21 protein-coding genes and 4 pseudogenes are annotated in these 20,731 nt (G+C 71.9%); 10 read left to right on the top strand and 15 right to left on the bottom strand.

Going from position 1 to position 20,731, the window contains the following annotated elements:
• The first annotated feature begins 132 nt into the window (after positions 1-132).
• A complete protein-coding gene (locus ACFY0K_RS34325; protein WP_390643362.1) occupies positions 133-1,476 on the top strand; it encodes a cytochrome ubiquinol oxidase subunit I in 1,344 nt (447 codons plus the stop codon).
• Entirely contained in the window at positions 1,473-2,510 is a 1,038-nt protein-coding gene (locus tag ACFY0K_RS34320) for a cytochrome d ubiquinol oxidase subunit II (protein WP_390643088.1), read from the top strand. Before ACFY0K_RS34325 ends, ACFY0K_RS34320 begins: the two co-directional genes overlap by 4 nt.
• A 55-nt stretch (positions 2,511-2,565) precedes the next feature.
• Here ACFY0K_RS34320 and ACFY0K_RS34315 read toward each other — a convergent pair whose 3' ends face one another.
• The 7 genes and pseudogenes from ACFY0K_RS34315 to ACFY0K_RS34285 form a co-directional block, all read right to left on the bottom strand.
• Positions 2,566-2,976 carry a PTS-dependent dihydroxyacetone kinase phosphotransferase subunit DhaM gene (locus tag ACFY0K_RS34315; protein ID WP_390643087.1) on the bottom strand — a complete coding sequence of 137 codons (411 nt, stop codon included), beginning with the start codon at positions 2,974-2,976 and terminating at the stop codon, positions 2,566-2,568.
• Positions 2,969-3,568, bottom strand: a complete 600-nt coding sequence (gene dhaL, locus ACFY0K_RS34310) for a dihydroxyacetone kinase subunit DhaL (RefSeq protein ID WP_351956368.1) — start codon at positions 3,566-3,568, stop codon at positions 2,969-2,971. Before dhaL ends, ACFY0K_RS34315 begins: the two co-directional genes overlap by 8 nt.
• A gap of 59 nt (positions 3,569-3,627) precedes the next feature.
• Positions 3,628-4,620, bottom strand: coding sequence for a dihydroxyacetone kinase subunit DhaK (dhaK, locus tag ACFY0K_RS34305; RefSeq protein ID WP_390643086.1), 993 nt, complete (start codon positions 4,618-4,620; stop codon positions 3,628-3,630).
• Between the two features lie 699 nt (positions 4,621-5,319).
• Positions 5,320-6,390, bottom strand: a pseudogene (locus ACFY0K_RS34300) (transposase); the annotation flags it as partial.
• 528 nt (positions 6,391-6,918) lie between these two features.
• Entirely contained in the window at positions 6,919-7,134 is a 216-nt protein-coding gene (locus ACFY0K_RS34295) for a hypothetical protein (protein WP_390643085.1), read from the bottom strand.
• Positions 7,134-7,466 carry a transposase gene (locus ACFY0K_RS34290; RefSeq protein WP_390643084.1) on the bottom strand — a complete coding sequence of 111 codons (333 nt, stop codon included), beginning with the start codon at positions 7,464-7,466 and terminating at the stop codon, positions 7,134-7,136. The genes ACFY0K_RS34295 and ACFY0K_RS34290 overlap by 1 nt, the downstream gene beginning before the upstream one ends.
• A gap of 212 nt (positions 7,467-7,678) precedes the next feature.
• Positions 7,679-8,566 (bottom strand): helix-turn-helix transcriptional regulator, encoded by an 888-nt coding sequence (locus ACFY0K_RS34285; RefSeq protein ID WP_390643083.1) that lies wholly within the window; start codon positions 8,564-8,566, stop codon positions 7,679-7,681.
• 132 nt (positions 8,567-8,698) lie between these two features.
• Here ACFY0K_RS34285 and ACFY0K_RS34280 point away from each other — a divergent pair, with 132 nt between their 5' ends.
• The 3 genes from ACFY0K_RS34280 to ACFY0K_RS34270 all read left to right on the top strand — a co-directional run bounded on the left by ACFY0K_RS34280 (position 8,699) and on the right by ACFY0K_RS34270 (position 10,886).
• The gene (locus ACFY0K_RS34280) at positions 8,699-9,622 is read left to right on the top strand and encodes an SDR family NAD(P)-dependent oxidoreductase (RefSeq protein WP_390643082.1); all 924 of its coding nucleotides are present in this window, start codon (positions 8,699-8,701) and stop codon (positions 9,620-9,622) included.
• 65 nt (positions 9,623-9,687) lie between these two features.
• Positions 9,688-10,506 carry an NAD(P)-dependent oxidoreductase gene (locus ACFY0K_RS34275; RefSeq protein ID WP_390643081.1) on the top strand — a complete coding sequence of 273 codons (819 nt, stop codon included), beginning with the start codon at positions 9,688-9,690 and terminating at the stop codon, positions 10,504-10,506.
• Complete coding sequence (locus ACFY0K_RS34270; protein WP_390643080.1) at positions 10,503-10,886, top strand: alcohol dehydrogenase catalytic domain-containing protein; 384 nt, start codon at positions 10,503-10,505, stop codon at positions 10,884-10,886. Before ACFY0K_RS34275 ends, ACFY0K_RS34270 begins: the two co-directional genes overlap by 4 nt.
• Positions 10,887-11,048: 162 nt before the next feature.
• On the opposite strand, the pseudogene ACFY0K_RS34265 reads toward ACFY0K_RS34270, so the two are convergent.
• A pseudogene (locus tag ACFY0K_RS34265) lies at positions 11,049-11,650 on the bottom strand (LuxR C-terminal-related transcriptional regulator).
• A 21-nt stretch (positions 11,651-11,671) separates the two neighbouring features.
• Positions 11,672-12,493: pseudogene (locus ACFY0K_RS34260) on the bottom strand (sensor histidine kinase); the annotation flags it as partial.
• Between the two features lie 144 nt (positions 12,494-12,637).
• Between ACFY0K_RS34260 and ACFY0K_RS34255 the strand changes: the two are divergent.
• Positions 12,638-12,946 (top strand): hypothetical protein, encoded by a 309-nt coding sequence (locus ACFY0K_RS34255; RefSeq protein WP_390643079.1) that lies wholly within the window; start codon positions 12,638-12,640, stop codon positions 12,944-12,946.
• A 30-nt stretch (positions 12,947-12,976) separates the two neighbouring features.
• Here the strand turns inward: ACFY0K_RS34255 and ACFY0K_RS34250 are convergent, their stop codons facing one another.
• Positions 12,977-13,180, bottom strand: a complete 204-nt coding sequence (locus ACFY0K_RS34250; RefSeq protein ID WP_351956380.1) for a cold-shock protein — start codon at positions 13,178-13,180, stop codon at positions 12,977-12,979.
• A gap of 414 nt (positions 13,181-13,594) precedes the next feature.
• Positions 13,595-14,440, bottom strand: coding sequence for a helix-turn-helix domain-containing protein (locus ACFY0K_RS34245; protein WP_390643078.1), 846 nt, complete (start codon positions 14,438-14,440; stop codon positions 13,595-13,597).
• Positions 14,441-14,541: 101 nt separating this feature from the next.
• On the opposite strand from ACFY0K_RS34245, the gene ACFY0K_RS34240 reads away from it, so the two are divergent.
• The gene (locus tag ACFY0K_RS34240) at positions 14,542-15,249 is read left to right on the top strand and encodes an SDR family oxidoreductase (RefSeq protein WP_390643077.1); all 708 of its coding nucleotides are present in this window, start codon (positions 14,542-14,544) and stop codon (positions 15,247-15,249) included.
• 56 nt (positions 15,250-15,305) lie between these two features.
• Here the strand turns inward: ACFY0K_RS34240 and ACFY0K_RS34235 are convergent, their stop codons facing one another.
• Positions 15,306-16,190, bottom strand: a complete 885-nt coding sequence (locus ACFY0K_RS34235; protein ID WP_390643076.1) for a hypothetical protein — start codon at positions 16,188-16,190, stop codon at positions 15,306-15,308.
• Positions 16,191-16,670: 480 nt separating this feature from the next.
• Between ACFY0K_RS34235 and ACFY0K_RS34230 the strand changes: the two are divergent.
• Positions 16,671-16,919 (top strand): annotated as a pseudogene (locus ACFY0K_RS34230) (response regulator transcription factor); the annotation flags it as partial.
• On the opposite strand, the gene ACFY0K_RS34225 reads toward ACFY0K_RS34230, so the two are convergent.
• Positions 16,877-17,119 (bottom strand): hypothetical protein, encoded by a 243-nt coding sequence (locus ACFY0K_RS34225; protein ID WP_351956446.1) that lies wholly within the window; start codon positions 17,117-17,119, stop codon positions 16,877-16,879. The pseudogene ACFY0K_RS34230 and the gene ACFY0K_RS34225 overlap by 43 nt on opposite strands.
• A gap of 70 nt (positions 17,120-17,189) precedes the next feature.
• Here ACFY0K_RS34225 and ACFY0K_RS34220 point away from each other — a divergent pair, with 70 nt between their 5' ends.
• Complete coding sequence (locus ACFY0K_RS34220; RefSeq protein WP_390643075.1) at positions 17,190-18,644, top strand: cell filamentation protein Fic; 1,455 nt, start codon at positions 17,190-17,192, stop codon at positions 18,642-18,644.
• Positions 18,645-18,659: 15 nt separating this feature from the next.
• On the opposite strand, the gene ACFY0K_RS34215 is transcribed toward ACFY0K_RS34220, so the two are convergent.
• Positions 18,660-19,481 (bottom strand): class I SAM-dependent methyltransferase, encoded by an 822-nt coding sequence (locus ACFY0K_RS34215; protein WP_390643074.1) that lies wholly within the window; start codon positions 19,479-19,481, stop codon positions 18,660-18,662.
• 414 nt (positions 19,482-19,895) lie between these two features.
• On the opposite strand from ACFY0K_RS34215, the gene ACFY0K_RS34210 reads away from it, so the two are divergent.
• A complete protein-coding gene (locus tag ACFY0K_RS34210) occupies positions 19,896-20,252 on the top strand; it encodes a 5-carboxymethyl-2-hydroxymuconate Delta-isomerase (protein WP_390643073.1) in 357 nt (118 codons plus the stop codon).
• A gap of 67 nt (positions 20,253-20,319) precedes the next feature.
• Here ACFY0K_RS34210 and ACFY0K_RS34205 read toward each other — a convergent pair.
• On the bottom strand, positions 20,320-20,731 hold a 412-nt coding region (locus ACFY0K_RS34205; protein ID WP_390643072.1), incomplete at its 5' end, for an alpha/beta hydrolase fold domain-containing protein.

Raw genomic sequence — 20,731 nt, 5'->3', positions numbered from 1 at the left:
CAGGACGCCCGGCGCGTCGGGCGGTCGGCGCGCCGCAGGACGGCTCGCGCCGTGACGGACACGCTGGACGTGCTCGTGCGCTACCTGGCCGCGGCCGGCGATCCGCCCCAGCTCCTGCCCGCCCGCCAGCAGATGGCCTTCACCCTCGGGTTCCACATCATCCTGGTGCCCTTCGGCGTCGCGCTCACCACGCTGATGCTCGTCGCCAACCACCGCGGCCTGCGCCGGGGGGACGCCGATGCCCTGCTCCTGGCGCGGCGCTGGTCCAAGGTCGCCGCCGTGCTCTTCGCCGTCGGCGCCATCACCGGCACCGTCCTCTCCTTCGAACTGGGCATCCTGTGGCCCGGCCTGATGGGCCGGTACGGCGCGGCATTCGGCTTCCCCTTCGCGATCGAGGGGCTGTTCTTCTTCCTCGAAGCGATCTTCGTGTCGATCTACATCTACGGCTGGGACCGGCTCTCGCCGTGGGCACACTTCTGGACCGGGGTCCCGGTGGCGCTCTCCAGCATCGGGGGCGCGGCCGCCGTGATCGCGGCCAACAGCTGGATGAACCAGCCCGGCGGATTCACGCTGCGCGGCGGCCGGGTCGTCGCCGTACGGCCCGCCCAGGTCTTCTTCAACGGGGCCTTCTGGTGGGAGTTCCTCCACATGCTGCTGGCCGCCTACATCGTCGCGGGCTTCGTGGTGGCGAGCGTCTACGCGGTGGGCATGCTGCGGGGCCGGACGTCCCGCTACCACCGCACCGGCTTCCTCATCGGCTTCGTCACCGCCGCCGCGGCGCTGCCCCTCCAGGTCATCGTGGGGGACACCATCGCCCGGTACGTCTTCCAGTCCGAGCCCGCCAAGTTCGCGGCCGTCGAACTGCTGCCGGCCACCGGCACCCACGTTCCCGAGACCCTGGGCGGCGTCCTCGTCGGCGGCCGCGTCCGGTACGGGATCCCCGTGCCCGACATGGCATCGCTGCTCGCCGGGTTCCGGCCCTCCACCCGTATCCCCGGGCTCGACGCGATCCCTGCCCGGGTACGCCCGTCCGACCAGGCCGTCAGCACCGTCCACCTCGCCTTCGACGTCATGGTGGGGCTGTCCTTCGCCCTGCTCGCGCTGGCCGTGTGGTTCCTCTGGCTGTGGTGGCGCCGGCATCCGCTCGCGCAGCAGCGCTGGTTCCTGCGCTGCTGCGCGGTCAGCGGTCTCGCCGCGCTGGCGTGCCTGGAGACCGGCTGGATCGTCACCGAGGTCGGCCGCCAGCCCTGGACGGTCGTCGGGTACCTCCTGACCCGGGACGCGGCGACCACCCAGGGCAACCTGTGGTTCCTCTTCGCCGCGGTCCTCGTCATCTACGTGGCCGTGGGGGCCGGCGCCGTCACCGTGCTCCTGTCGATGAAACGCCGGTGGGAGGCCGAGGGCGACGACAGTGTGGCCGTCCCCTACGGACCCGGCTCCGATCCGGCCGGCCTGCCCGCGGGAGCCGGGAAGTGATCGCGAACCTCGTCGCCGTCTTCCTGTTCATCGGCGTCATCGCCTACAGCCTGCTGGGCGGCGCCGACTTCGGTGCGGGCTTCTGGGACCTGACCGCGGGCGGAGCCGAGCGGGGCCGGCGGCCGAGGCATCTGATCGACACCTCGCTCGGCCCGGTGTGGGAGGCCAACCACACGTGGCTGGTCTACTGCCTGGTGTTCCTCTGGTCGGGCTTCCCCACCGCGTTCACCGCCATCACCACCACGCTGTACCTGCCCCTGGGCATCGCCGCCCTGGGCATCGTCCTGCGCGGCGCCGGCTTCGCCTTCCGCAAGGCCACGCTGCGCACCCGTGAGCAACGCGTGTACGGCGCGGTCTTCGCGGCGTCCTCCGTGCTGACGCCCTACTGCTTCGGCTCCATCGCGGGTGCGATCGCCTCAGGACGGGTGCCCACGGGGGGCGACGGCGACGCCGTCGGCAGCTGGCTGAACCCCACGTCGGCGCTCGGCGGCGTGCTGGCCGTCCTGGTCTGCGCCTATCTCGCCGCCGTCTACCTGCACGCAGCCGCCCGGCAGCAGGGCGATCCGGCTCTGGAGCACTACTTCCGCGACCGGGCGCTGCTCGCCTCGGTGCTGACCGGGGCCGTCAGCGTCGCGGGCATCTTCGTCCTCCGGCAGGACGCCCCTCGCCTGTTCCACCAGCTCAGCCACCGCGCCCTGGCGCTCGTCGTGCTCGCGGCGCTCTGCGGCGTCGCCACCGTGCTCCTGCTGCTCCGCGACCGCAGGACGGGGCTGCGGATACTCGCCACGGCGGCGGTCGCGCTGGTCGTCCTCGGCTGGGGCGTCGCCCAGTACCCCTACCTCCTCGGCACCCACCTGCGGATCGGCGACGCGGCCTCACCGGACGCCACCCTGAAGGTGACCATCGGTGTGGCGATCGTCGCGGGGCTCCTCATCTTCCCGTCCGTCGGGCTCCTTCTCCTGCTCGCCGGACGGGGACGGCTCCGGCCGGCAGCCCAGGAGGACCCCCCCGGCCCGTCACCCCGCGACTCCTGAACCCGGCGGGCATCACCTCCGAGACCCGCGGGATCCCACTGCGACCTGCGTGCGCTCAGACCTTCCGGTAGGTGTACGCCTCGGCTGCCGCCGCCTCCACGGCGTCGAGACCGGCCCCGGTGCTCGCCGTGACGACCGCGGCCACCGCGCCCTCGACGAACGGGGCGTCCACCAGGCGGGTGCCGTCCGGGAGTTCGTCGCCCTCGGCGAGCAGCGCCTTCACGGTGAGCACCGCGCTGCCCAGGTCGGTGAGGACGGCGACCCCCGCCCCCCGGTCCACGGACGCGGCAGCGGCGGCGATCAGCTCGGCGCTGGTGCCGAGCCCGCCGCCCTCGGTACCGCCCGCCGGGGCGACCTGCACCGCCGCGGCACCGCCCGCCAGCCCCTTGGCCAGCTCCGCGACGGACGCCGCGACCTCCGCGCTGTGCGACACCAGTACGATCCCGACCAGCTCGCCGTCACTCACCGGCCGCCTCCGCGAGTCCCGCGACGAGCAGCGCCGACGAGGTGGCCCCCGGGTCCTGGTGGCCGATGCTGCGCTCACCGAGATAGCTCGCCCGGCCCTTGCGGGCCTGCAGCGGGATCGTCGCCTCGGCGCCCTGCTCGGCGGCGGCCCGCGCCGCACCGAAGCCGTCGCCGAGCGCGTCGACCGCCGGCACCAGGGCGTCGATCATCGTCTTGTCCCCGGGCGCGGCCCCGCCGAGCGCCATGACCTTGTCCACTCCCGCCCGCAGCGCCTCGGCCAGCTGGGCCTCACTGACCTCGGCCGCGTCGCCGAGCGCCTTCCCGGTGCTGCGCAGCAGCGTGCCGTACAGCGGCCCGGACGCGCCGCCCACCGTGGAGATCAGCTGCCGTCCGGCGAGCGTCAGGACGGCGCCCGGGGTGGTGGGCGCGTCCTTCTCCAGCGCGGCGGTCACCGCCTTGAACCCGCGCTGGAGGTTGCTGCCGTGGTCGGCGTCCCCGATGGGCGAGTCGAGAGCGGTGAGCCGCTCCGCCTCGCGGTCGACGGAGGCGGCGGTCGCCGCCATCCAGCGGCGGAAGAAGTCGGCGTCGAGCACTGGATCTCCTTGCGTAGCGGTACGGACGCGGGTCGGTGCCGGTCGGTGTCGTCCCTTCCTCACATGCCCCAGCGCAGGGCCGGTGTCCGCACCGGCGCGTCCCACAGCCGCAGCAGTTCCTCGTCGACCTGGCAGAGCGTGACCGAGGCACCGGCCATGTCCAGGGAGGTGACGTAGTTGCCGACCAGTGTGCGGGCCACGCTCACCCCGCGCTCGGCGAGCACCCGCTGCACCTCGGCGTTGAACCCGTACAGCTCCAGGAGCGGGGTCGCGCCCATGCCGTTGACCAGGACGAGGACCGGGTCGCGCGGGGGCATGTCCTCCAGGACGGCGTTGACCGCGAAGTCGGCGATCTCGCCGGACGTCATCATGGCGCGCCGCTCCCGGCCCGGCTCGCCGTGGATACCGATGCCCAACTCCAGCTCGCCCGGCGGCAGATCGAAGGTCGGAGTGCCCTTGGCCGGGGTGGTGACGGCGCTCAGCGCGACACCGAAGCTGCGGGAGTTCTCGTTCACCTTGCGCCCGACGGCCTCCACCCGCTCCAGCGGCTGCCCCTCGGCCGCGGCCGCACCGGCGATCTTCTCGACGAACAGGGTGGCGCCGGTGCCGCGCCGGCCCGCGGTGTAGAGACTGTCGGTGACGGCCACGTCGTCGTTGACGAGCACCTTCGCCACCTGGATGCCCTCGTCCTCGGCGAGTTCGGCGGCCATGTCGAAGTTGAGCACGTCACCGGTGTAGTTCTTCACGATGAACAGCACACCGGCGCCGCTGTCCACGGCCGCGGCGGCCCGGGCCATCTGGTCGGGGACGGGGGACGTGAACACCTCGCCCGGACAGGCCGCCGACAGCATCCCGTGGCCAACGAATCCACCGTGCAGCGGCTCGTGCCCGGAACCGCCGCCCGAGACCAGCGCGACCTGCCCCGCGACGGGTGCGTCCCGCCGTACGATCACCCGGTTCTCCACGTCCACGGTGAGGTCGGGATGGGCCGCCGCCATGCCCCGCAGCGCGTCCGCCACCACGGTCTCCGGGACGTTGATCAGCATCTTCACGGGTTCCTCCTGGCAATGCTAGCAGATGGGCCTCTGACGTGAGTCCTTGCTGGTCAGGACAGGTAAAGCCGATTTTCGATCTTGGCGGTTCATGGCGGCTGGAAGCGGGTCTTGGCGGTCCTGATGCTGACTCGATGCTGACTTTCCTGAGGGGTTGTCAGGCATCCGTTGGTGATCGGTGGCGGCGCGGTCAAAATCCTGCTGTGGGCAGTATCGACCTTGCAGCAGCGAAGGTCACGCGGAGTGGAGCGGATGGCCCGCTAATGACTTCTGAGGTCGTCGGCCGGTCGCAGCTCGGGGTCGGCACTGCGAGTGATCTTGAGGCGGATACGAGACCCGTCAGCCTGGCGACGTAGAGGTGAGAAACGATCCGGCTCATGTGGCGGCACGAGGCCAGGCGATAGTCCAGTCAGAAATCGTGTCCTGAGCTGGTTCTTCTTCGGTAGTGGCAGCGGCGGGCGATGGCTTGGTGGTGTCTGCGCCGGTAGGACCAGTTCAGTGCGTGCAGTTGTCTGTCCTGGTGGGGTCTGGGGTGGGGCAGGAGAGTGTCCAGTAGGCGCCGAATCCCTGCCATGGTGAGGGGGATGAGGCTGGCGGTGTCGTTTCTGCTGCCCCCTTTGCGGTGTCCAGGGCCCGGGCTGCGAGGACAGCGAGGAAGGTGTGGGCGAGCATGGCCAGACACCTCGGGGTGCTATCGCGTCAAGCGGCGACGGCGAGTGGGATGGGAAATGCGGTTCCCTCTTCGAACGGCTTGCTGTTCTGCAGACAGTGGTAGAGCTGTCCGAGCATGCGGTTGAAGAGGTTCCTCTGGGCGGCTGCGTGCCAGTCGCCGTGTTCATCGCGGCGCCTGCGGTAATGGGCTTTGGCGCCGGGAGGCGGTGATAGCAGAGAAGGCCCAGAGGTATCCGACGTGGTTGAGGCGATCGTTCTTCACCCTGCGGCGGGTGACGGACGATCTCTTTCCTGAGGCCCTGGTGATGGGCGAGGAACCTGCGTAGACCTTGAGTCCGCGGGCGTCGGCGAAGCGGGTTCGATCGTCTCCGATCTCGGCGAGCAACCGGGCGCTGAGCTGGAAGCCGAGGCCGGGGAAGCTAAGGAGTACTTCAGCGTCCGGGTGCTGGGGGAAAGCCTCCTCCACCGCCCCGGCCAGGTCGTCTGCGGCCTTCGAGGCGGCTTCCAACCGGGTGAGGAGTGCAAGCATCTGCTTGCCGAGAGCGTCCTCGATCAGCGGCGGCCGGTGGGCCCACTCGGCGCGGAACACCTCGCGGAGGCGGTCGACATCGGCTGGGATAGCGCGCTTACGGTCGGCCCGTTTGAGCGCGGCCAGCAGCTGGGCTCGGCTTAGCTTCGCGGCTTGGGCCGGCGTCGGAGCCAGGCGGAGGAGCTCGAACGCTTCAGGACGGCATAGGCCGTTCTTCCAGGTTTCGACGGCTGCCCGGGCGGCAGGGTAGAACTCGCGCAGCAGCGAGCGGAGCTGGTTGGCGATCATCTGCCGGTTCCAGGTTGCGTCCTGCTGGGCCCGCGCCAGAACGGCGATCGCGCGGCCCAGGTCGCTATCCTGCGGCAGCGGCTGGTGCGCGTGCATGTCGGTGCGCAGGATGTTCGCCAGTACCAGAGCGTCACCCGGGTCGGACTTCTTGCGCGAGACAGAATGCCGATCGCGGTAGCGGGCGGGGCGGGCATCGGGTTGATCGCGAATACCTGGCGTCCGCCGGTGCGCAGCACGGCCACGAGGAGTCCGCGTGAGGGCTCGATCGCCACCGGGATCGGAGCTTCCTGTCTGTTCCGCCCAGTCGATGCCGCAATAGATCACGACAGGTTCCTCCTCATGATGCTGTTTGTGCTGGTAGTGAGCTCATGCAGGACCACGCGGCGCCCTAATCCCAGGCCTCGGATGCAAACCGGGCCGACACCTCGGTAGCCGTTCGTAGCACCAGCCCGTCCCACGGGCCCCGGTCTGTGAGGGAGCTCAGGCGACTCGGGAATATCGAGAGGTCACCGTGCGACGGGCTCGCACCACCAACACCAACGAGTGATCAGGCGGCGAGTGTTGACGCGTGAAGGCGCCGGACGGCGAACTGTCTGGCCAGGGCCCTCGGAGGGCGTGGTGATGTAAGCCGTCCGCCCGGCGCCCACGGGCACCAGCACCGACCGCAGTGGGCACCTCAGCACGCCGAACGCCACCGCTCTCTACCAAGGCCTCAGAGCCGGTAGGCAACAAGGCATCCGTCCGGCGCCATCAGGCCTGGGTGCCCGATTCGAACAATCCACAGAGCTCTTGATGACCCCCAGATCGCTCTAATCACGGATTAGGGTGATGTGGCGATACCAGCCCACGTAGCGTCGGATCTCGTATTCGTCCAGGCCACACTGGTTCTTGGCGGCCTGGAAGCACTCCTCGATGGCCCAGCGTGAGCCGGCAACGCGAGCCAGTTCGGCGATCTCGACGCCGACGGGTGCGTACGCGAGGTAGTAGGCGAGTTCGCTGGGATCGGACAGGCTGCGGCGAGCCATCACCCAGCGGTGATGGGTGGGTGGGTCCGCGTCGAAGATGATGTTGGCGGGCAGTTTGGCCGCGGCCCGGTCGTAGAATCGCGGACCCTTGGCTCCGTCGCCGCTGGAGAGGTCTGCCAGGCGTCGGCGGGTGCTTCCTCGATGAGTTGGTCGATGCGCCAGAAGCCCGCCAGGGACTTGATCTGCTGGGACTTCGGCACCGCCACGACATAGCCGATGTCGAGTTGTTCGAGCAGGCGACGGAAGGACCAGTCCTGTCCGTAGGCTTCATCGGCAGTCACCCAGGCGGCGGGCAGACCCGCGGCGATGCAGCGGCGGACCAGACCCCGCACGGAGGGGGCGATCCGTGGCCGGGCGGGCGCACGCCGGAAGGGCCGCTGCCCCCGAGCGGCTGCGGCCCTACCGTGCCTGCGCGATGCCTGAGTTGTCTTGGTTGCCCGGGTTCCCGCCCGAGTTCGCGTGTGGAGACATCGTCGGATCCGCGAACAGAAGTCCATACCAGGAGGCCCGCTGCCGCGATCGCTCCGTTCACCGAGGAGACCCATCAAGACGTGGGATGTCCGGGGGTTCGGGTGCGATCGGTTGCCGGCCGTGTACCGCCGGCCTGGTCAGGTGCGCTCATGCTGGCGAGCAGGTGCAGGCGTTCTTCGGAGGCGCTGCCGGGCTGTGCGTGGTAGGTGATCAGGGTCTGCCCGTCGGTACCCGGGAGCAGCAGCTTTTCGTAGTGCAGTTCCAGGGGGCCGACCTGGGGGTGACGGAACAGGGTGGTGCCGGTGGTCTTGTGCTTGACGTCCTGCCGGGCCCAGAGGGTGCGGAACCGTTCGCTGCGCAGGGAGAGTTCGCCAACGATCTCGACCAGGCGCGGGTCTTCGATGTCCGCGCCGACGACCGAGCGCAGGTAGGGGACGACGCGGGCGGTCATGTCCTCCCAGTCCCGATGGAGCTCCCGCATCTCAGGTTCCAGGAACGCGGCCAGGATGCCGTTGCGGCCGGGTGCGTTGAACGGTGAGAGGGCGACGGCGAGACTGTTGGAGGCCAGGACGTCCATGTACTTGCCGTGGACGTACGCCGGGGTCAGCGGCCAGGAGTCGATGAGCGTGCGGATGCCGCCGCCGACCTTCTCCGGCCTGCGGGGCCGTCTGCGGCGCGGGCTCCTGCGGGTGGCGATCTCCAGCAGGTAGGCCGTCGCCTCCTCGTCCAGTTGCAGGGCTCGGGCGATGCTGCGCAGAACCTGCTCGGAGGGGTTCCTGTCGCGGCCCTGCTCCAGACGGTTGTAGTAGTCGGAACTGATCCCGGCGAGGAAGGCGACCTCCTCCCGGCGCAGGCCTGGGACACGCCGGTTGCCCGTGCCCCGGGCATCGTCGGGCTGGACCAGTTCCCTGCGGGCGCGCAGGTACCGGCCCAGCGCGTTCGCATCTCCGGCAGCTGTCATGTTGCCAGCGTACGGACGTGTTACGGGCTTGTGGGTGGCCCTGCCAGTCCCAGTCTCAGCCCGTCCTGGTGCGTTCCACAGCGCTCGGCGCAGTCTGGCAGCGCAGTACGAGCGACCAAAGGAATGCGGTAAATGTCCAAGATCTTCACCACCCCGTTCAACCGCACCAGCACCGCCTCGGAGGTGGTCGAAGGCGTCGACCTGTCCGGCACGCGGGCGGTCGTCACGGGTGCCAACTCGGGCATCGGCGTCGAGACCGCCCGCGCCCTGGCCGCCAACGGCGCCGAGGTCACGCTCGCCGTCCGCCGCCCGGAGGCAGGCGAGCAGGTCGCGGCCGACCTGCGCAAGACCACCGGGAACGACGCGATCCACGTCGCCCGCCTGGACGTGGCCGACCTGGACTCGGTACGAGCGTTCACCGCCGCCTGGCAGGGCCCGCTGCACATCCTGATCAACAACGCCGGCATCATGATGCCGCCAGAGCTCGAGCGGGGCATCGCCGGGCACGAGCAGCAGTTCGCCACCAACTACCTGGGACACTTCGCCCTGACCCTCGGGCTGCACCGCGCCCTTGCCGCCGCCGACGGGGCACGCGTGGTCTCGGTCTCCTCCACCGGCCACCTCTACTCGCCCGTGGTCTTCGACGACATCGACTTCCGCTTCCGCCCCTACGACGCGCTCGCCGCCTACGGCCAGTCCAAGACCGCCGAGGTCCTGCTCGCCGTCGAGGCCCAGCGGCGCTGGTCCAGCGACGGAATCACGGCCAACGCCCTGCACCCTGGTGCCATCGCCACCAACCTCCAGCGCCACACCGGAGGCCTGCGGACCCCCGAGCCCTACCGCAAGACGGTCGGGCAGGGCGCCGCCACCACCGTGTTCCTCGCCGCATCCCCGCTGGTCGAAGGGGTCGGCGGCCGCTACTTCGAGGACGTCAACGAGGCACCGCTCGTCCCTGCCCGGCCCACCGAACTTGGCGTCCCCGGTGTGGCCCCCTACGCCCTGGACCCGGGGAACGCCGAGCGCCTGTGGGAACTGGCCAGCGACATCGTTCGCTGAGCGCTGGATGACACCGGTCTCCCGTTTCCCAACCGAACCATCAGGATCAACGAAAGAACATGGCAATGACGACGACGATAAGCAGGGTCGGTTTCATCGGTCTCGGTGACCAGGGCGGGCCCATGGCGGAAGCTATCGCCGAGCGCGGCTTCGCGCTGCACGTGTGGGCCCGGCGCCCGGCATCCCTCTCGGCGGTGGAGAGGATCCCGCACACCGTGCACCGCACCGTGGCGGAGCTGGGGGCGTCCGCCGAGCTGATCGGGCTGTGCCTGCGCGACGACGCGGACATCTGGGACGTGCTGGACGGCCAGGGACTGCTGGCCGCCGTCGCCTCCGGGACGATCATCGTCAACCACGGCACCGGCGACCCCGCTGAGGCAGTCCGGCTCGGCGAGCACGTGGCACGGGCCGGGGGTGTTTACCTCGACGCACCCGTCAGTGGCGGCAGCCCCGGCGCCCATGCCCATACCCTCACCACCTTCGCCGGTGGATCCGAGAACGCGTTCGAGACGGCCCGCCCCGTGTTCGACACGTTCAGCGACACCGTCACGCTGATGGGACCGGTCGGCGCAGGCCAGTTCGCCAAGCTGTTCAACAACGCGGTGACCATCACCAACATGAAGAACGCCGAGGACGTCCTCGGTCTGGCAGCGCAGGTCGGCCTGGACCTCCCCGCGCTGATCGACGTGATCAACGCCAGCAGTGGCGGCAGCGCCGCGCTGCGCTCCCTCGGCAGGGACGTCACCCCGGAGCTCGCCGAGCACGTGCACCTGCTCATGAAGAAGGACATGCACCACTTCGCCGGCGCCGCCGGCCTCGTCGACGCCGCCCGCATGATCGCCCGCGCCCGGCAGACCGGGGCACCCGCGGGAGAGGCCGCGTGACCTGCGTGCTCCCGGCGACCAGCCGCGCCGCCGCGCTGACCGCCCCCGGCCGGCCGCTGGAGCTGCTCGACGTGGAGATCCCCACGGTCATCGAGCGGGACGCGCTGCTGGTCCGTATGACCTCGGCGACCCTGTGCGGCACCGACGTACACGTCGCGGACGGCGCCGCCGATGACGTCCGCGACGCTCTCCCTCTCATCCTGGGGCGCGAGATGGTCGGCCGGATCGTCGCCTTCGGGGACGGGCCGCGCACCGACTCGCTCGGCCGGCCTCTCACCGAGGGGACCGCATCGTGTGGACCCACGGCATGCGCGGTCGCTGCCGGGCCTGTGTCATCGACCGCGAACCCAGTCTGTGCGATAACCGGCGCCGGTACATGAGCGAGAGCGCCCGCACTTCCTGGCGCGGCGGGGCACACTCTGGTTCCTGTTCCTGTTGAACGCAGCCGCCGCCGTCGCCATGTACGTCGCCATGGACGGAGTGAAGGGGATCATGGGCGCCGCGTTCATGGGCCGGGCGGCCCTCCCGCCGCCCGGCCCAGCTCACACCCGTGGCGCGTGGGCCAGGTAGGCGAGGACGGCCAGCACCCGGCGGTGGCCGCTGTCGCCCGGCGGCAGGCCGAGCTTGAGGAAGACGTTGCCGATGTGCTTGTGGACCGCGCGTTCGGTGACGACGAGGGTGCCGGCGATGGTCGCGTTGTCGTGGCCCTCGGCCATCAGCCCCAGCACCTCACGCTCGCGGGGCGTGAGCGAGTCCAGCGGCGAGTCCCGGCGGCGGCTGAGGAGTTCGGCGACCACCTCGGGGTCCAGCGCGGTACCGCCGGCGGCCACCCGTTCCAGCGCGTCGAGGAACTCCTCGACCCGGCCGACCCGGTCCTTGAGCAGATAGCCGATCCCGCTGGTGCCGCCGCCCAGCAGCTCACCGGCGTACGACTCCTCCACGTACTGCGAGAGCACCAGCACCGGCAGCCCGGGGATCCGCTCCCGGGCCTCCAGCGCCGCCCGCAGCCCCTCGTCGCGGAAGCCCGGGGGCATTCGCACGTCGAGCACGGCGACGTCGGGCGGTGCTCCAGGAGCGCGGGCATGATCTCGGGCCCGCTCCCGGCGACGGCCACGACCTCGTGCCCGGCCGAGCCCAGCAGCAGGACCGGTCCCTAGCGGTGGGACCCCCAGCTCGCCGCCAGCGCCCGTACCGCGCCGGTGAGGCCGCGGTCGCTCAGGACCGGCGGATGGATGCCGCGGACGACGTGCCGCAGTTCCGCCAGCGCCTTCTCGGCCTGTTCCTGGGCCTCGTCGAGGAGCCGGAGGCCGGTGTCGCGGTCCCCGCCGTAGGCACGCCGCGCGAGCCCGATGCGCACGGACAGGGCCACCAGCTGCGCCTGCGCGCCGTCGTGCAGGTCGCGCTCGATCCGGCGCAGTTCGGCCTCGTGCGCGGCGACGGCGTCGGCGCGGGTCGCGGCCAGTTCCCGGACCCGGGCCGTGAGCTGTGCCTGCGGGGACGGTTTGAGCAGCGCGGTCGACCAGTCGGCCTCCAGGTCCGCGAGCCGCACGATCAGCGGCAGGACGACCGCCTCGCGGCGCAGCAGCCCGCACCACAGGCCGTCGACGGCCAGGCCCACCGGCCACAGCGGCACGGCGAGCGCGAGCAGCGTGCCGTAGAACCAGTGGGCGGCCATCCAGCGCGCGTCGGTCCTGGTGCCGGGGTCCCGTACCGCCGTGACCACCCGTTCGCGGACCGTCCCGGTCAGGGGCCGGTACGTCTCGGGGATCCGCACCCCGGTCCGGGCGGCGGTCAGGCTGCGCTTGGCCCCCGCGATCCGCCGGATCAGCAGCACGGTCTCGGGCAGCAGCCAGACACCGACGACCACCACCGTGCCGACCGCGGTGATCAGCAGGACGGTGATGAAGATCCACGTTCCGAACGCCATCGCGGCGGCCAGGAAGAGGTGGACCGTGGCCCACGCGGCGCGCCGCACCGATTTCCACATGAAAGGAAACTAAGGGTTTTGCTTGAGTCACGCAAGTTTCTGCTGATGGTGCCGCGCGGGCCGGAAGCCGGGGTTGACCTCAAGTCCGGTTGAGTTTCTAGCTTTGGCCGTGTCGATGCCGACCCGGCTGGAGAGGAAACAACCATGAGGACACTGGTGCTCGGACGGACGCCCGCCAGGGTGACGGCGGTCCTGGCCACGCTGCACGCGGACGGCTTCGACGCGGAAGGGGTGAGCACCGACGAGGAGGCGCTGAAACTCCTGGCGACCGAGGAGTTCGGAGTGCTGGTCATCGGCGGGGGAGTGGGGCCCGAGTCCCGCGCCGCGATCAAGGAGTTCGCGGCGGAGCACCGGGTGCGGCACGTGATCGACGGCGCGCTGTCGGAGCCGTTCGACGTCTACGTGCGACGGGAGTTCGAGCCGCTGATCCGCAAGGCCGCCGCCGAGAGGTGACGGCCTCGCGCCTCGCGCCCCGGACAGCCCCTAGACCGCCCGGACCTGCTGCGCCTGCGGACCCTTGGTCCCCTGACCGATCTCGAACTCGACGCGCTGCCCCTCGTCCAGGCTCCGGAAACCGCTGCCCTGGACCTCCGAGTAGTGCACGAACACGTCAGGACCGCCGCCGTCCTGCGCGATGAACCCGAACCCCTTCTCCGCGTTGAACCACTTAACGCTGCCCTGAGCCATGCCTGTGTCCCTCGTCTCGTTGCCACGGCCCGGAACGTCGCGGACCCCGACCATCCTCCCCGCACACCGGGCGGGGAAACGCCGTCGAACGGCAACCACCCGGATGGGTCAGGCCCGCCCGGGCCGGACACGGTGGAGCGGACTGCACCCCGGGTCCGGGGGACCGCTCCCTCGTTACCGGGGGCGGCCGACGGAATCGTGGTCGCTACAGGCCGCCGGAGCGCCGAGCCCCCGCCGCCGGACCGGAGCGCCGAGCTCCCGCCGCCGGAAGGGACCGCCCCCATGGCCGCCGACCGACGCCGACGCACCACCGCCCTCGCCACCGCCGCGGCAGCCGTCGCCCCGACCGCCGCCCTCGCGCACCGTGACATGACGCGCACCGTGACATGACGCGCAGAGGCCCTGCGGCGCCCGTCAGTGCTTTCCGGCCAGGCTCTGGGTACCGAGCACCGAGATCAGCTCCAGCTTCTCGGCGGCCTCGGTGCCCGGCTCGGCCGAGTACACGAGGATGCGCAGGTCGTGCTCCTCGACCCGGAGATGGTCGCAGTCCAGCGTGAGGACGCCCACCTGCGGATGCACGACGGTCTTCCGCGACGCCTCGAGGCGGGCCACCACCCCCGCGTCCCACAGCTCGGCGAACCGCCCGCTCTCCGCCCGCAACTCGGCGATCATCCGCCGCAGCTGGCGGTCGGCCGGATAGCGGGCGGCCGTCGAGCGAAGCTCGGCGACCATGCCGGCCTCGAAGGCCCGCCGCTCCTCTGGGGTGTGCCGCACCCGGGTCGGCCGGCCGAGGAAGTTGCGCCACACGCCGTTGCGCTCGAAGCCGCGCAGCCCGGACGGATCGCCCATCAGCGCCGCGTACATCGGGTTGGTCACCAGCAGGGTCAGGGCAGCGTCGGACACCGCGACGGGCGTGCCCGCCAGCCGGTCGAGGAGCCGCTGGACACTGGGCGTGAGGTAGGCGGGCACCACGTCGGGACCCGGCGGCACCAGCCCCGCCAGCCCGAACAGGTACGTCCGCTCGTCCGCGGACAGCCGCAGCGCCCGTGCCAGCGCCTCGACCACCTGCACGGACGGGTTGCTCGCCCGGCCCTGTTCGAGGCGCGTGACGTAGTCCACCGAGATCCCGGCCAGCAGCGCCAGCTCCTCGCGCCGCAACCCCGCCGCGCGCCGCTGACCCCCGGCCGGCAGCCCGGCCGCGTCAGGCGCGACGCGATCACGCCAGCGCCGCAGCGCCTGTCCGAGTTCCGTAGCCGTCATTCCCCCAGTCAACACGGCCGGCCCCGGACGTGCCTGGTACCCGCAGTCCCAGGAAGAAGGGTCTTCTGGCTGCTCCCGCGGCCCGGGAGCAGTCTTGAGGCATGACGACAACACTGATCACCGGAGCCAACAAGGGCATCGGGCACGAAACCGCCCGCCAGCTCATCGCCGCAGGTCACACCGTGTACATCGGGGCCCGGGACGCCGAGCGCGGACGCCGGGCCGCCGAGGAACTGGGCGCCCGGTTCGTCCAGCTCGACGTCACCGACGACGCCTCGGTCGAGGCCGCGGCCCAGCGGATCGAGGCCGACGGCGGCCTCGACGTCCTGGTCAACAACGCCGGGATCGAGAGCCGGAACGCGGACAACAGCGTCCCCACGGCCCGGACCGTGACCGCCGACCAGATGCGCAACACCTTCGAGACGAACGTCTTCGGTGTCGTCCGCGTCCTGCACGCCTTCCTGCCGCTGCTGGAGCGCTCGGCGGCACCGGTCGTGGTCAACGTCAGCAGCGGTCTCGCCTCCCTGACGGCCCTCTCCGACCCCGACCACCCCGCGCACTTCTACCCGGGCATCGCCTACCCGACGTCCAAGACCGCGGTCAACATGCTCACCGTGCAGTTCGCCAAGGCCCTCCCGGCCCTGCGGATCAACTCCGTCGAGCCGGGCTTCACCAAGACGGACCTGAACGGCAACACGGGCACCCAGACCGTGGAGCAGGGCGCCGAGATCATCGTCAGGATGGCGCAGATCGGCCCGGACGGACCGACCGGCGGCTACTTCGACGTCAACGGCCGGCTCGCCTGGTGAGTCGCGGCTGAACCGGCCGGGGCGCGGTCCCTTCGCGGGCGGCAGCGCCCCGGCGGTCAGCCGAGGCAGATCACCAGCAGGCAGAGGTGCGACGGCGAGGTCGGGGAAGCGGTCGGCGCGGGGCCTGCCGACGACGCCGAGGTGCCTGTGCTGGTGCCTGTGCTTGTGCCAGTGCCCGTGCCGGTGTCGGCGGACGTCGTCGCGGTGGCGGTGGGCGTGGCCGTCGGCTCCGCCGCCGTGCCGGTGGTGGTCCCGGAGACCGCCGCGGCGGAGTACGGCTGGGCGGCGGCCGAGGCCGCCGTGCTGCCGGTGCCCTGACCGGGCGTCGCCGTGGCGCGGGGCACGCCGGTGCTCTGCTCCCGCGGGGCGTTGGCGGTCGTCGTGTGGGCGGAGGGCGTGACGTCCGGGGCCCGGTGCCGGCCGGTCGGCGCCGACGCCGCCTGGCCGGTGTCCGTGGCCGCCTCGTCGGCGAGACCCATGGGCCGGTTGTCGGGGGCCGTGGCCGCCTGGGCCCGGTCGCCGCCCTGCCGGTCCATGGAGGCGACGCTCAGCCCGCCGCCGACCAGGGCGACCGCGGTGGCCACCACGGCACGCCGCTGGTTCTTCTTCCAGCGGACCCGCTGACGGCGCCGGGCCGCCCGGCCCTGCGGTGCGGGCGGTGCCGCGTCGGGGCCGTCGTACGGACCCTCGGGACCGTCATACAGGTCCTCCGCGGCCTCTTCGGCGTACGCGTCCGTACCGGACAGCGCGGTGTCGTCGGACCAAGCGGTGTGGTCGGACCACGTGGTGGCGGCCGGGGCCGCCTGCCAGGCCGCCGCGTGGGCCGGTGCCGGCACCGGTGCCGGGACGGCGCGCGCGGCGACGTCCGGGGCGTAGGCGCCGCAACCGGGGCACGCCAAGGCGCCGTTGAGGTGCCGACGGCACGAGGAGCAGTAGTCCATCCGCGTCTTCCTGACTCGACTGCGCCGGCGGCATCCTGGGCCGTGGCCTGAATTCGATCGCACGTGGGATCGAATGGCCAGAACGGTAGCGAGCCTTTGGCCAGGCAGTGTGCAGCCTGTGTGTCGCTTCTGCGCAGATGCCGTCCGCGTCCGCGCACAGCACGGTTCGGACGGCGCCCGGGGGCTCCGCCCTGGAGACGCGTTACCGGGCGGGGCCTACGACGACCTCGCCGAGGGCTTCAGCCCGGCTTCAACGGCCCGCTGACCATCGTCGTGGACGCCACGGCAGCCACCGACGCCGAGGCCGCCGTGCGCACGGTCGGCGGGAAGATCGCCGGCACGAAGGGGATCGTCTCGGCCACCCAGCCGCGCTTCGGCAAGGCAGACGACACGGCGGTGTTCACCGCCACCCCCGCCACCGGCCCCACCGACGACCGGACCGAGACCCTCGTCAAGACGGTCCGCGGCGAGCGCCCGGCCGCCCCCGGCAAGCTCCTCGCACACCCGGAGCGCCTGAACGACCTCACCCCACGGGAACGCGAGGTCACCGCGCTCGCCGCCCGCAGCAGGTCCGACCACGAGATCGCCGCGTAACTCGTCCTCAGCGTCCTCACCGTCCGCAGCCACATCCAGCGCGCCCTGACCGAACTCGGCGCCCGCGACCGCGCCCAACTCGTCGTCATCGCCTACCAGACCGGCCTCGTACGCCGCGAGCCCCGGAAGCTCTGAGCACCGGCGGGCACCACGCCCACCCCGGCGGTCAGCGGCCCGCCGCCGAGGAAGGCACCGCGCACGCCGCCCAGGTCCACGATCAGCGCGCCTGGCGCGGCGCCCGCTGCGGTACAGGCGTGACAGCGACCGGAGTTCGCCGCGAGTGCCCCGTCCGTACGGCCGGGCGCGCATCGCAGCGTCTCGTTCCGGGTGGTCATGAACACCGGTCCGGCCCGCCGGAGGGCAATTCAGTTGCCCGGTCGCCGGACGGCCGTGGAAGCTTGCCCGGTGAGATCCGTGCTCTGGCCGTTCGATCTGTCCTGGGACGAGGTGGACCCCGCCCGTCATCCGTTCGACCACGCGGCGGCGGCGCGGGAGGTGCGCTCGCTCGGTCCGGCCCGGTGTGTCCCGATTCCTCCTGACGTATCGATCGTCGATCCGGCGATGAGCGCCTGGAGCCACGGCGAGGGCGATCTCTGGGCGAGATCCATGTCGTACGCCCTGATGGAGCGTTACGGCCGCTGGGCCGTGGGCTGGCGCTGGGCGCACGACGAAGGGGACCTCGACGGCGGGCCCGTCGGGAGCTGGTGCTGCCCGCGGGACTCGATCACCACCCCCGAGGAGACACTCGACCGGGTCGTCGCCGCACTGTGCGAGTGGCGCGAATGGCTGGAGAGTCTCGCCGGGCGGTTCGACGCGTACCCGCTGGATCCGGCACGCATCGAGGACCAGCGGATCCTGTGGGAACGCGCCGCCCGCAACCTGATCCTCCAGGTGGTCGACCGCACCGGCTGCGGCAGCGGCTGGTACGGGCACTGCGAGCAGGTGCTCCACTTGTTCCTCGACCGCTGGGGATTCGCGCCGGACCACGCCCGCGACCTCGTCGACGAGGCGGTCGGCGGCCGGTTCCGCAGCTGGACCAGCCCCGACACCGTGCTGGTCGACGACATAGCCGAGCGGCTCGCGCGGTCGCTGCCGCAGTCCCTCGGACCGCGGCCGCCCGCCGGGCCGGGCGTCGACCACCTCGCACGGTGGCTCGCCGTACGCGAGACCGTGCCCTGGCAGGAGGCCTACGACCGTGGTGGGGAGGGACCGGTGACACCGGTGCGCGACGGCGCGGCCGAGGACATCCGCGTCTTCGACCATGCCCTGGACCCCGCCCGCGCCGAGGGACTGCTCACCGCGCTCGAACGGCTCCGGGCCGACGCGGCGCACGGCGCGCGCCTCGACTTCGCACTTCTCCAGAGCTGGCAGCAGCACGTCCTGGGCACCGCACGACCGCCCGCGTTCCGCACCCTGCCCGCCTTCGCCAAACACGGCCGGGAACGCTACGGCATCGCCCCGGACACCCGGGCCCGCCTCGACGCCTGCCTGGCCGAGAGCGCCGGGAATGCCGGGAGCGCCGAGCGTGCCGGGAGTGCTGAGCGTGCCGGGAGTGCTGAGCGGGCTGGGAGCGCCGGAGGTGCCGAGGACGTCGGCGTGCCGCTCCGGCTGGCGGCGCGTGCGGCCCGCGCCTGCCTCGACGTCTGCTTCTTCCACCCCTTCGACGACGGGAACGCCCGCTCCGCCTTCCTCGCCCTGGTCTTCGTCCTCGCGCGTGAAGGCGTCACGCTCGACGGCGTCAGCCTGCTCCGCCGCCTCACCTTCCAGGCCGACCACCCCCGGGACGCCCTGGCGCTCACCAACTACGTCGACCTCCACCTCGCGGAGACCCGGCGCCGGGCCGCCGCCACGGCCTCCTGACCCGGGCGCCACCGGTCAGGGTGAGGCGCCCTCGCCGGGCTTCCAGCCCCAGACGGTGAGCATGCCGGCCGACAGTGCGGCACATTCCTCGGAGGCCAGGTACCGGATCGCCGCGTCCACGGCCGCGTCGTCGACGAGGCCGGTGCCGAGCATCGCCGCCCGGCTCCGTTCCCAGGTGTCCGCCCAGAAGCGGCTGACGGGGCTGCCCGGCAGCAGTGGCGGCACATGGATCTCGGCGGCCACGGACCCGAGCCCCGCACCGCGCAGCAGCTGCGGATACGACGGCACCCAGGACACGTCCGTGCCGATGGTGGCCCGCAACCCCTGCCACATGGCCCGCATCACCGTGGTGTACGGCGTGTCGGGCGTCCGGTCGCTCGTCAGGTCGACCGCGTCGCCGAGCACCAGCACACCGCCGGGCGCGACGAGTTCGGCCAGCGCCGAGATCACGCGCTCGTGCTCGGGCAGGTGCATCAGCACGAAGCGCGCGTGGACGAGCCGGAACCGGCCGGACACGAGGTCCGGGGCGGTGAGGCCGGCGGTGATGTCGGCCTCCAGCACGTCGAGCCCGGGCCGCCCGGCGAGGAACCGTACGTCGCGGTCCACGGCGAGCACGCTCCGTACCCCGGCCTCGTCCAGCAGCCGGCCGGAGACGGTGCCCGTGCCGGCCCCCACGTCGAGGCAACGCCATCCCGGCCCGACGCCGAGCGCCCGCAGCCGTGCCATGGTGAAGTCGTCGTAGGTGAGGGCGCCGAGGTCGATGCGCCGGTCCTCGCCGCTCTGTTCGGGGCGGAAGACGGCCTCGCCGTAGCGGCCGCCGTCCGGCGCGGCGGTCACACCGCCACCCGGCGGACGCCCGGTCCGCCGTCGGACCGGGACAGCGGGAACAGCGGGGCGTCGAAGAGTCTCATCGCCGGGCCTTCGCAGGTGGTGGGCGGGGGTGGGGGACGGGCGGCCCCGTCCCGGGCCGTACGCCCCACCGATCCTGCACCGCCGCCCGCCCGCAGGGCCGAGGCGCGCCGCGCGAGCGGCCGATCGGCCGCTCGGCCGAAGGGGCGAGCGCGTGATCCACGGCCCGCCGGGTGTCCTGACCGGTCGGACCCCCTCCGCCGGATCCCCGGCAGATCCTCGGCAGATCGACGGCTGATACAACTAACTCCGCCGCACACGAGCACACGAGACGTGCCGGGGGTGACCGTCACAGCGGAGCACGGTCGAGGAAACCCGCCGGTCAAGAGGATCAGGGTCGCCATGCCGCACATCACCGTCGACTACTGCCCGCGGATCGCCGACTCCTTCGACCTGCGGATCCTCGCGGCCGAACTGCAGCCGGCGGTTCTGGAGGGGAGCGGTTCGGCGGGCACCTGCAAGATGCTGTTCCGGCAGGCGGCCGGGGCACGGCTGGCGGACCGGCACGGCGACGCGGCGGCCTTCGTGCACGTGGAGGTGGGGCTGCTCCCCGGGCGGCCGGACACGGTCAAGGCCCGGCTGTCCGAGGACGTGCTCCGGCTGCTGGAGAAGCACCTGGGGGTGGGCACGACCTCTCCCGTGGTGTGCTCCGTGGAGGTGCGTGAGCTGGGCGGCTCGTACCGGCTGCGGACCTTCTGAGCCGCGCTCGACGTGCCGCCGGACGCCGGGCGGAGTGACGTCAGGCGGTGTGTAGAGCGGGGTGACGTCAGGCGGTGTGGAGGGCCGTGTGCAGGGTGCGTACGGCGAGGTTGATGGCGGCTTCGGCGGCGTGGGTCTCGCGCAGGGCGTTGAGCATGACGAAGTCGTGGATGATGCCCTGGAAGCGGACGGCGGTGACGGGGACGCCGGCTGCGCGGAGCTTGTTGGCGTAGGCCTCGCCCTCGTCGCGCAGGACGTCGGCCTCGCCGGTGATGACGAGGGCCGGAGGCAGGCCGGTGAGCTGTTCGGTGGTGGCGCGCAGCGGGGAGGCGGTGATCTGGGCGCGTTCGGTCTGGTCGGTCGTGTACTGGTCCCAGAACCACTGCATGCCGTCGCGGCGCAGGAAGTAGCCGGTGGCGAACTGGTGGTAGGAGGCGGTGTCGAAGGTGGCGTCGGTGACGGGGTAGAAGAGGACCTGC

It is taken from the genome of Streptomyces sp. NPDC001507 (assembly GCF_042894765.1).
GTDB lineage: Bacteria > Actinomycetota > Actinomycetes > Streptomycetales > Streptomycetaceae > Streptomyces.
This window is presented reverse-complemented; position numbering and strand designations above follow the sequence as displayed.

Excerpts from the sequence above, each read along its gene's own strand:
- ACFY0K_RS34325 (WP_390643362.1), top strand. The coding sequence starts at position 133 with ATGGCCTTCACCCTCGGGTTCCACATCATCCTGGTGCCCTTCGGCGTC.
- ACFY0K_RS34295 (WP_390643085.1), bottom strand. The coding sequence starts at position 7,134 with ATGGCTCGCCGCAGCCTGTCCGATCCCAGCGAACTCGCCTACTACCTC.
- ACFY0K_RS34285 (WP_390643083.1), bottom strand. The coding sequence starts at position 8,566 with ATGACAGCTGCCGGAGATGCGAACGCGCTGGGCCGGTACCTGCGCGCC.
- ACFY0K_RS34280 (WP_390643082.1), top strand. The coding sequence starts at position 8,699 with ATGTCCAAGATCTTCACCACCCCGTTCAACCGCACCAGCACCGCCTCG.
- ACFY0K_RS34275 (WP_390643081.1), top strand. The coding sequence starts at position 9,688 with ATGACGACGACGATAAGCAGGGTCGGTTTCATCGGTCTCGGTGACCAG.
- ACFY0K_RS34255 (WP_390643079.1), top strand. The coding sequence starts at position 12,638 with ATGAGGACACTGGTGCTCGGACGGACGCCCGCCAGGGTGACGGCGGTC.
- ACFY0K_RS34250 (WP_351956380.1), bottom strand. The coding sequence starts at position 13,180 with ATGGCTCAGGGCAGCGTTAAGTGGTTCAACGCGGAGAAGGGGTTCGGG.
- ACFY0K_RS34245 (WP_390643078.1), bottom strand. The coding sequence starts at position 14,440 with ATGACGGCTACGGAACTCGGACAGGCGCTGCGGCGCTGGCGTGATCGC.
- ACFY0K_RS34240 (WP_390643077.1), top strand. The coding sequence starts at position 14,542 with ATGACGACAACACTGATCACCGGAGCCAACAAGGGCATCGGGCACGAA.
- ACFY0K_RS34235 (WP_390643076.1), bottom strand. The coding sequence starts at position 16,190 with ATGGACTACTGCTCCTCGTGCCGTCGGCACCTCAACGGCGCCTTGGCG.
- ACFY0K_RS34225 (WP_351956446.1), bottom strand. The coding sequence starts at position 17,119 with ATGACCACCCGGAACGAGACGCTGCGATGCGCGCCCGGCCGTACGGAC.
- ACFY0K_RS34210 (WP_390643073.1), top strand. The coding sequence starts at position 19,896 with ATGCCGCACATCACCGTCGACTACTGCCCGCGGATCGCCGACTCCTTC.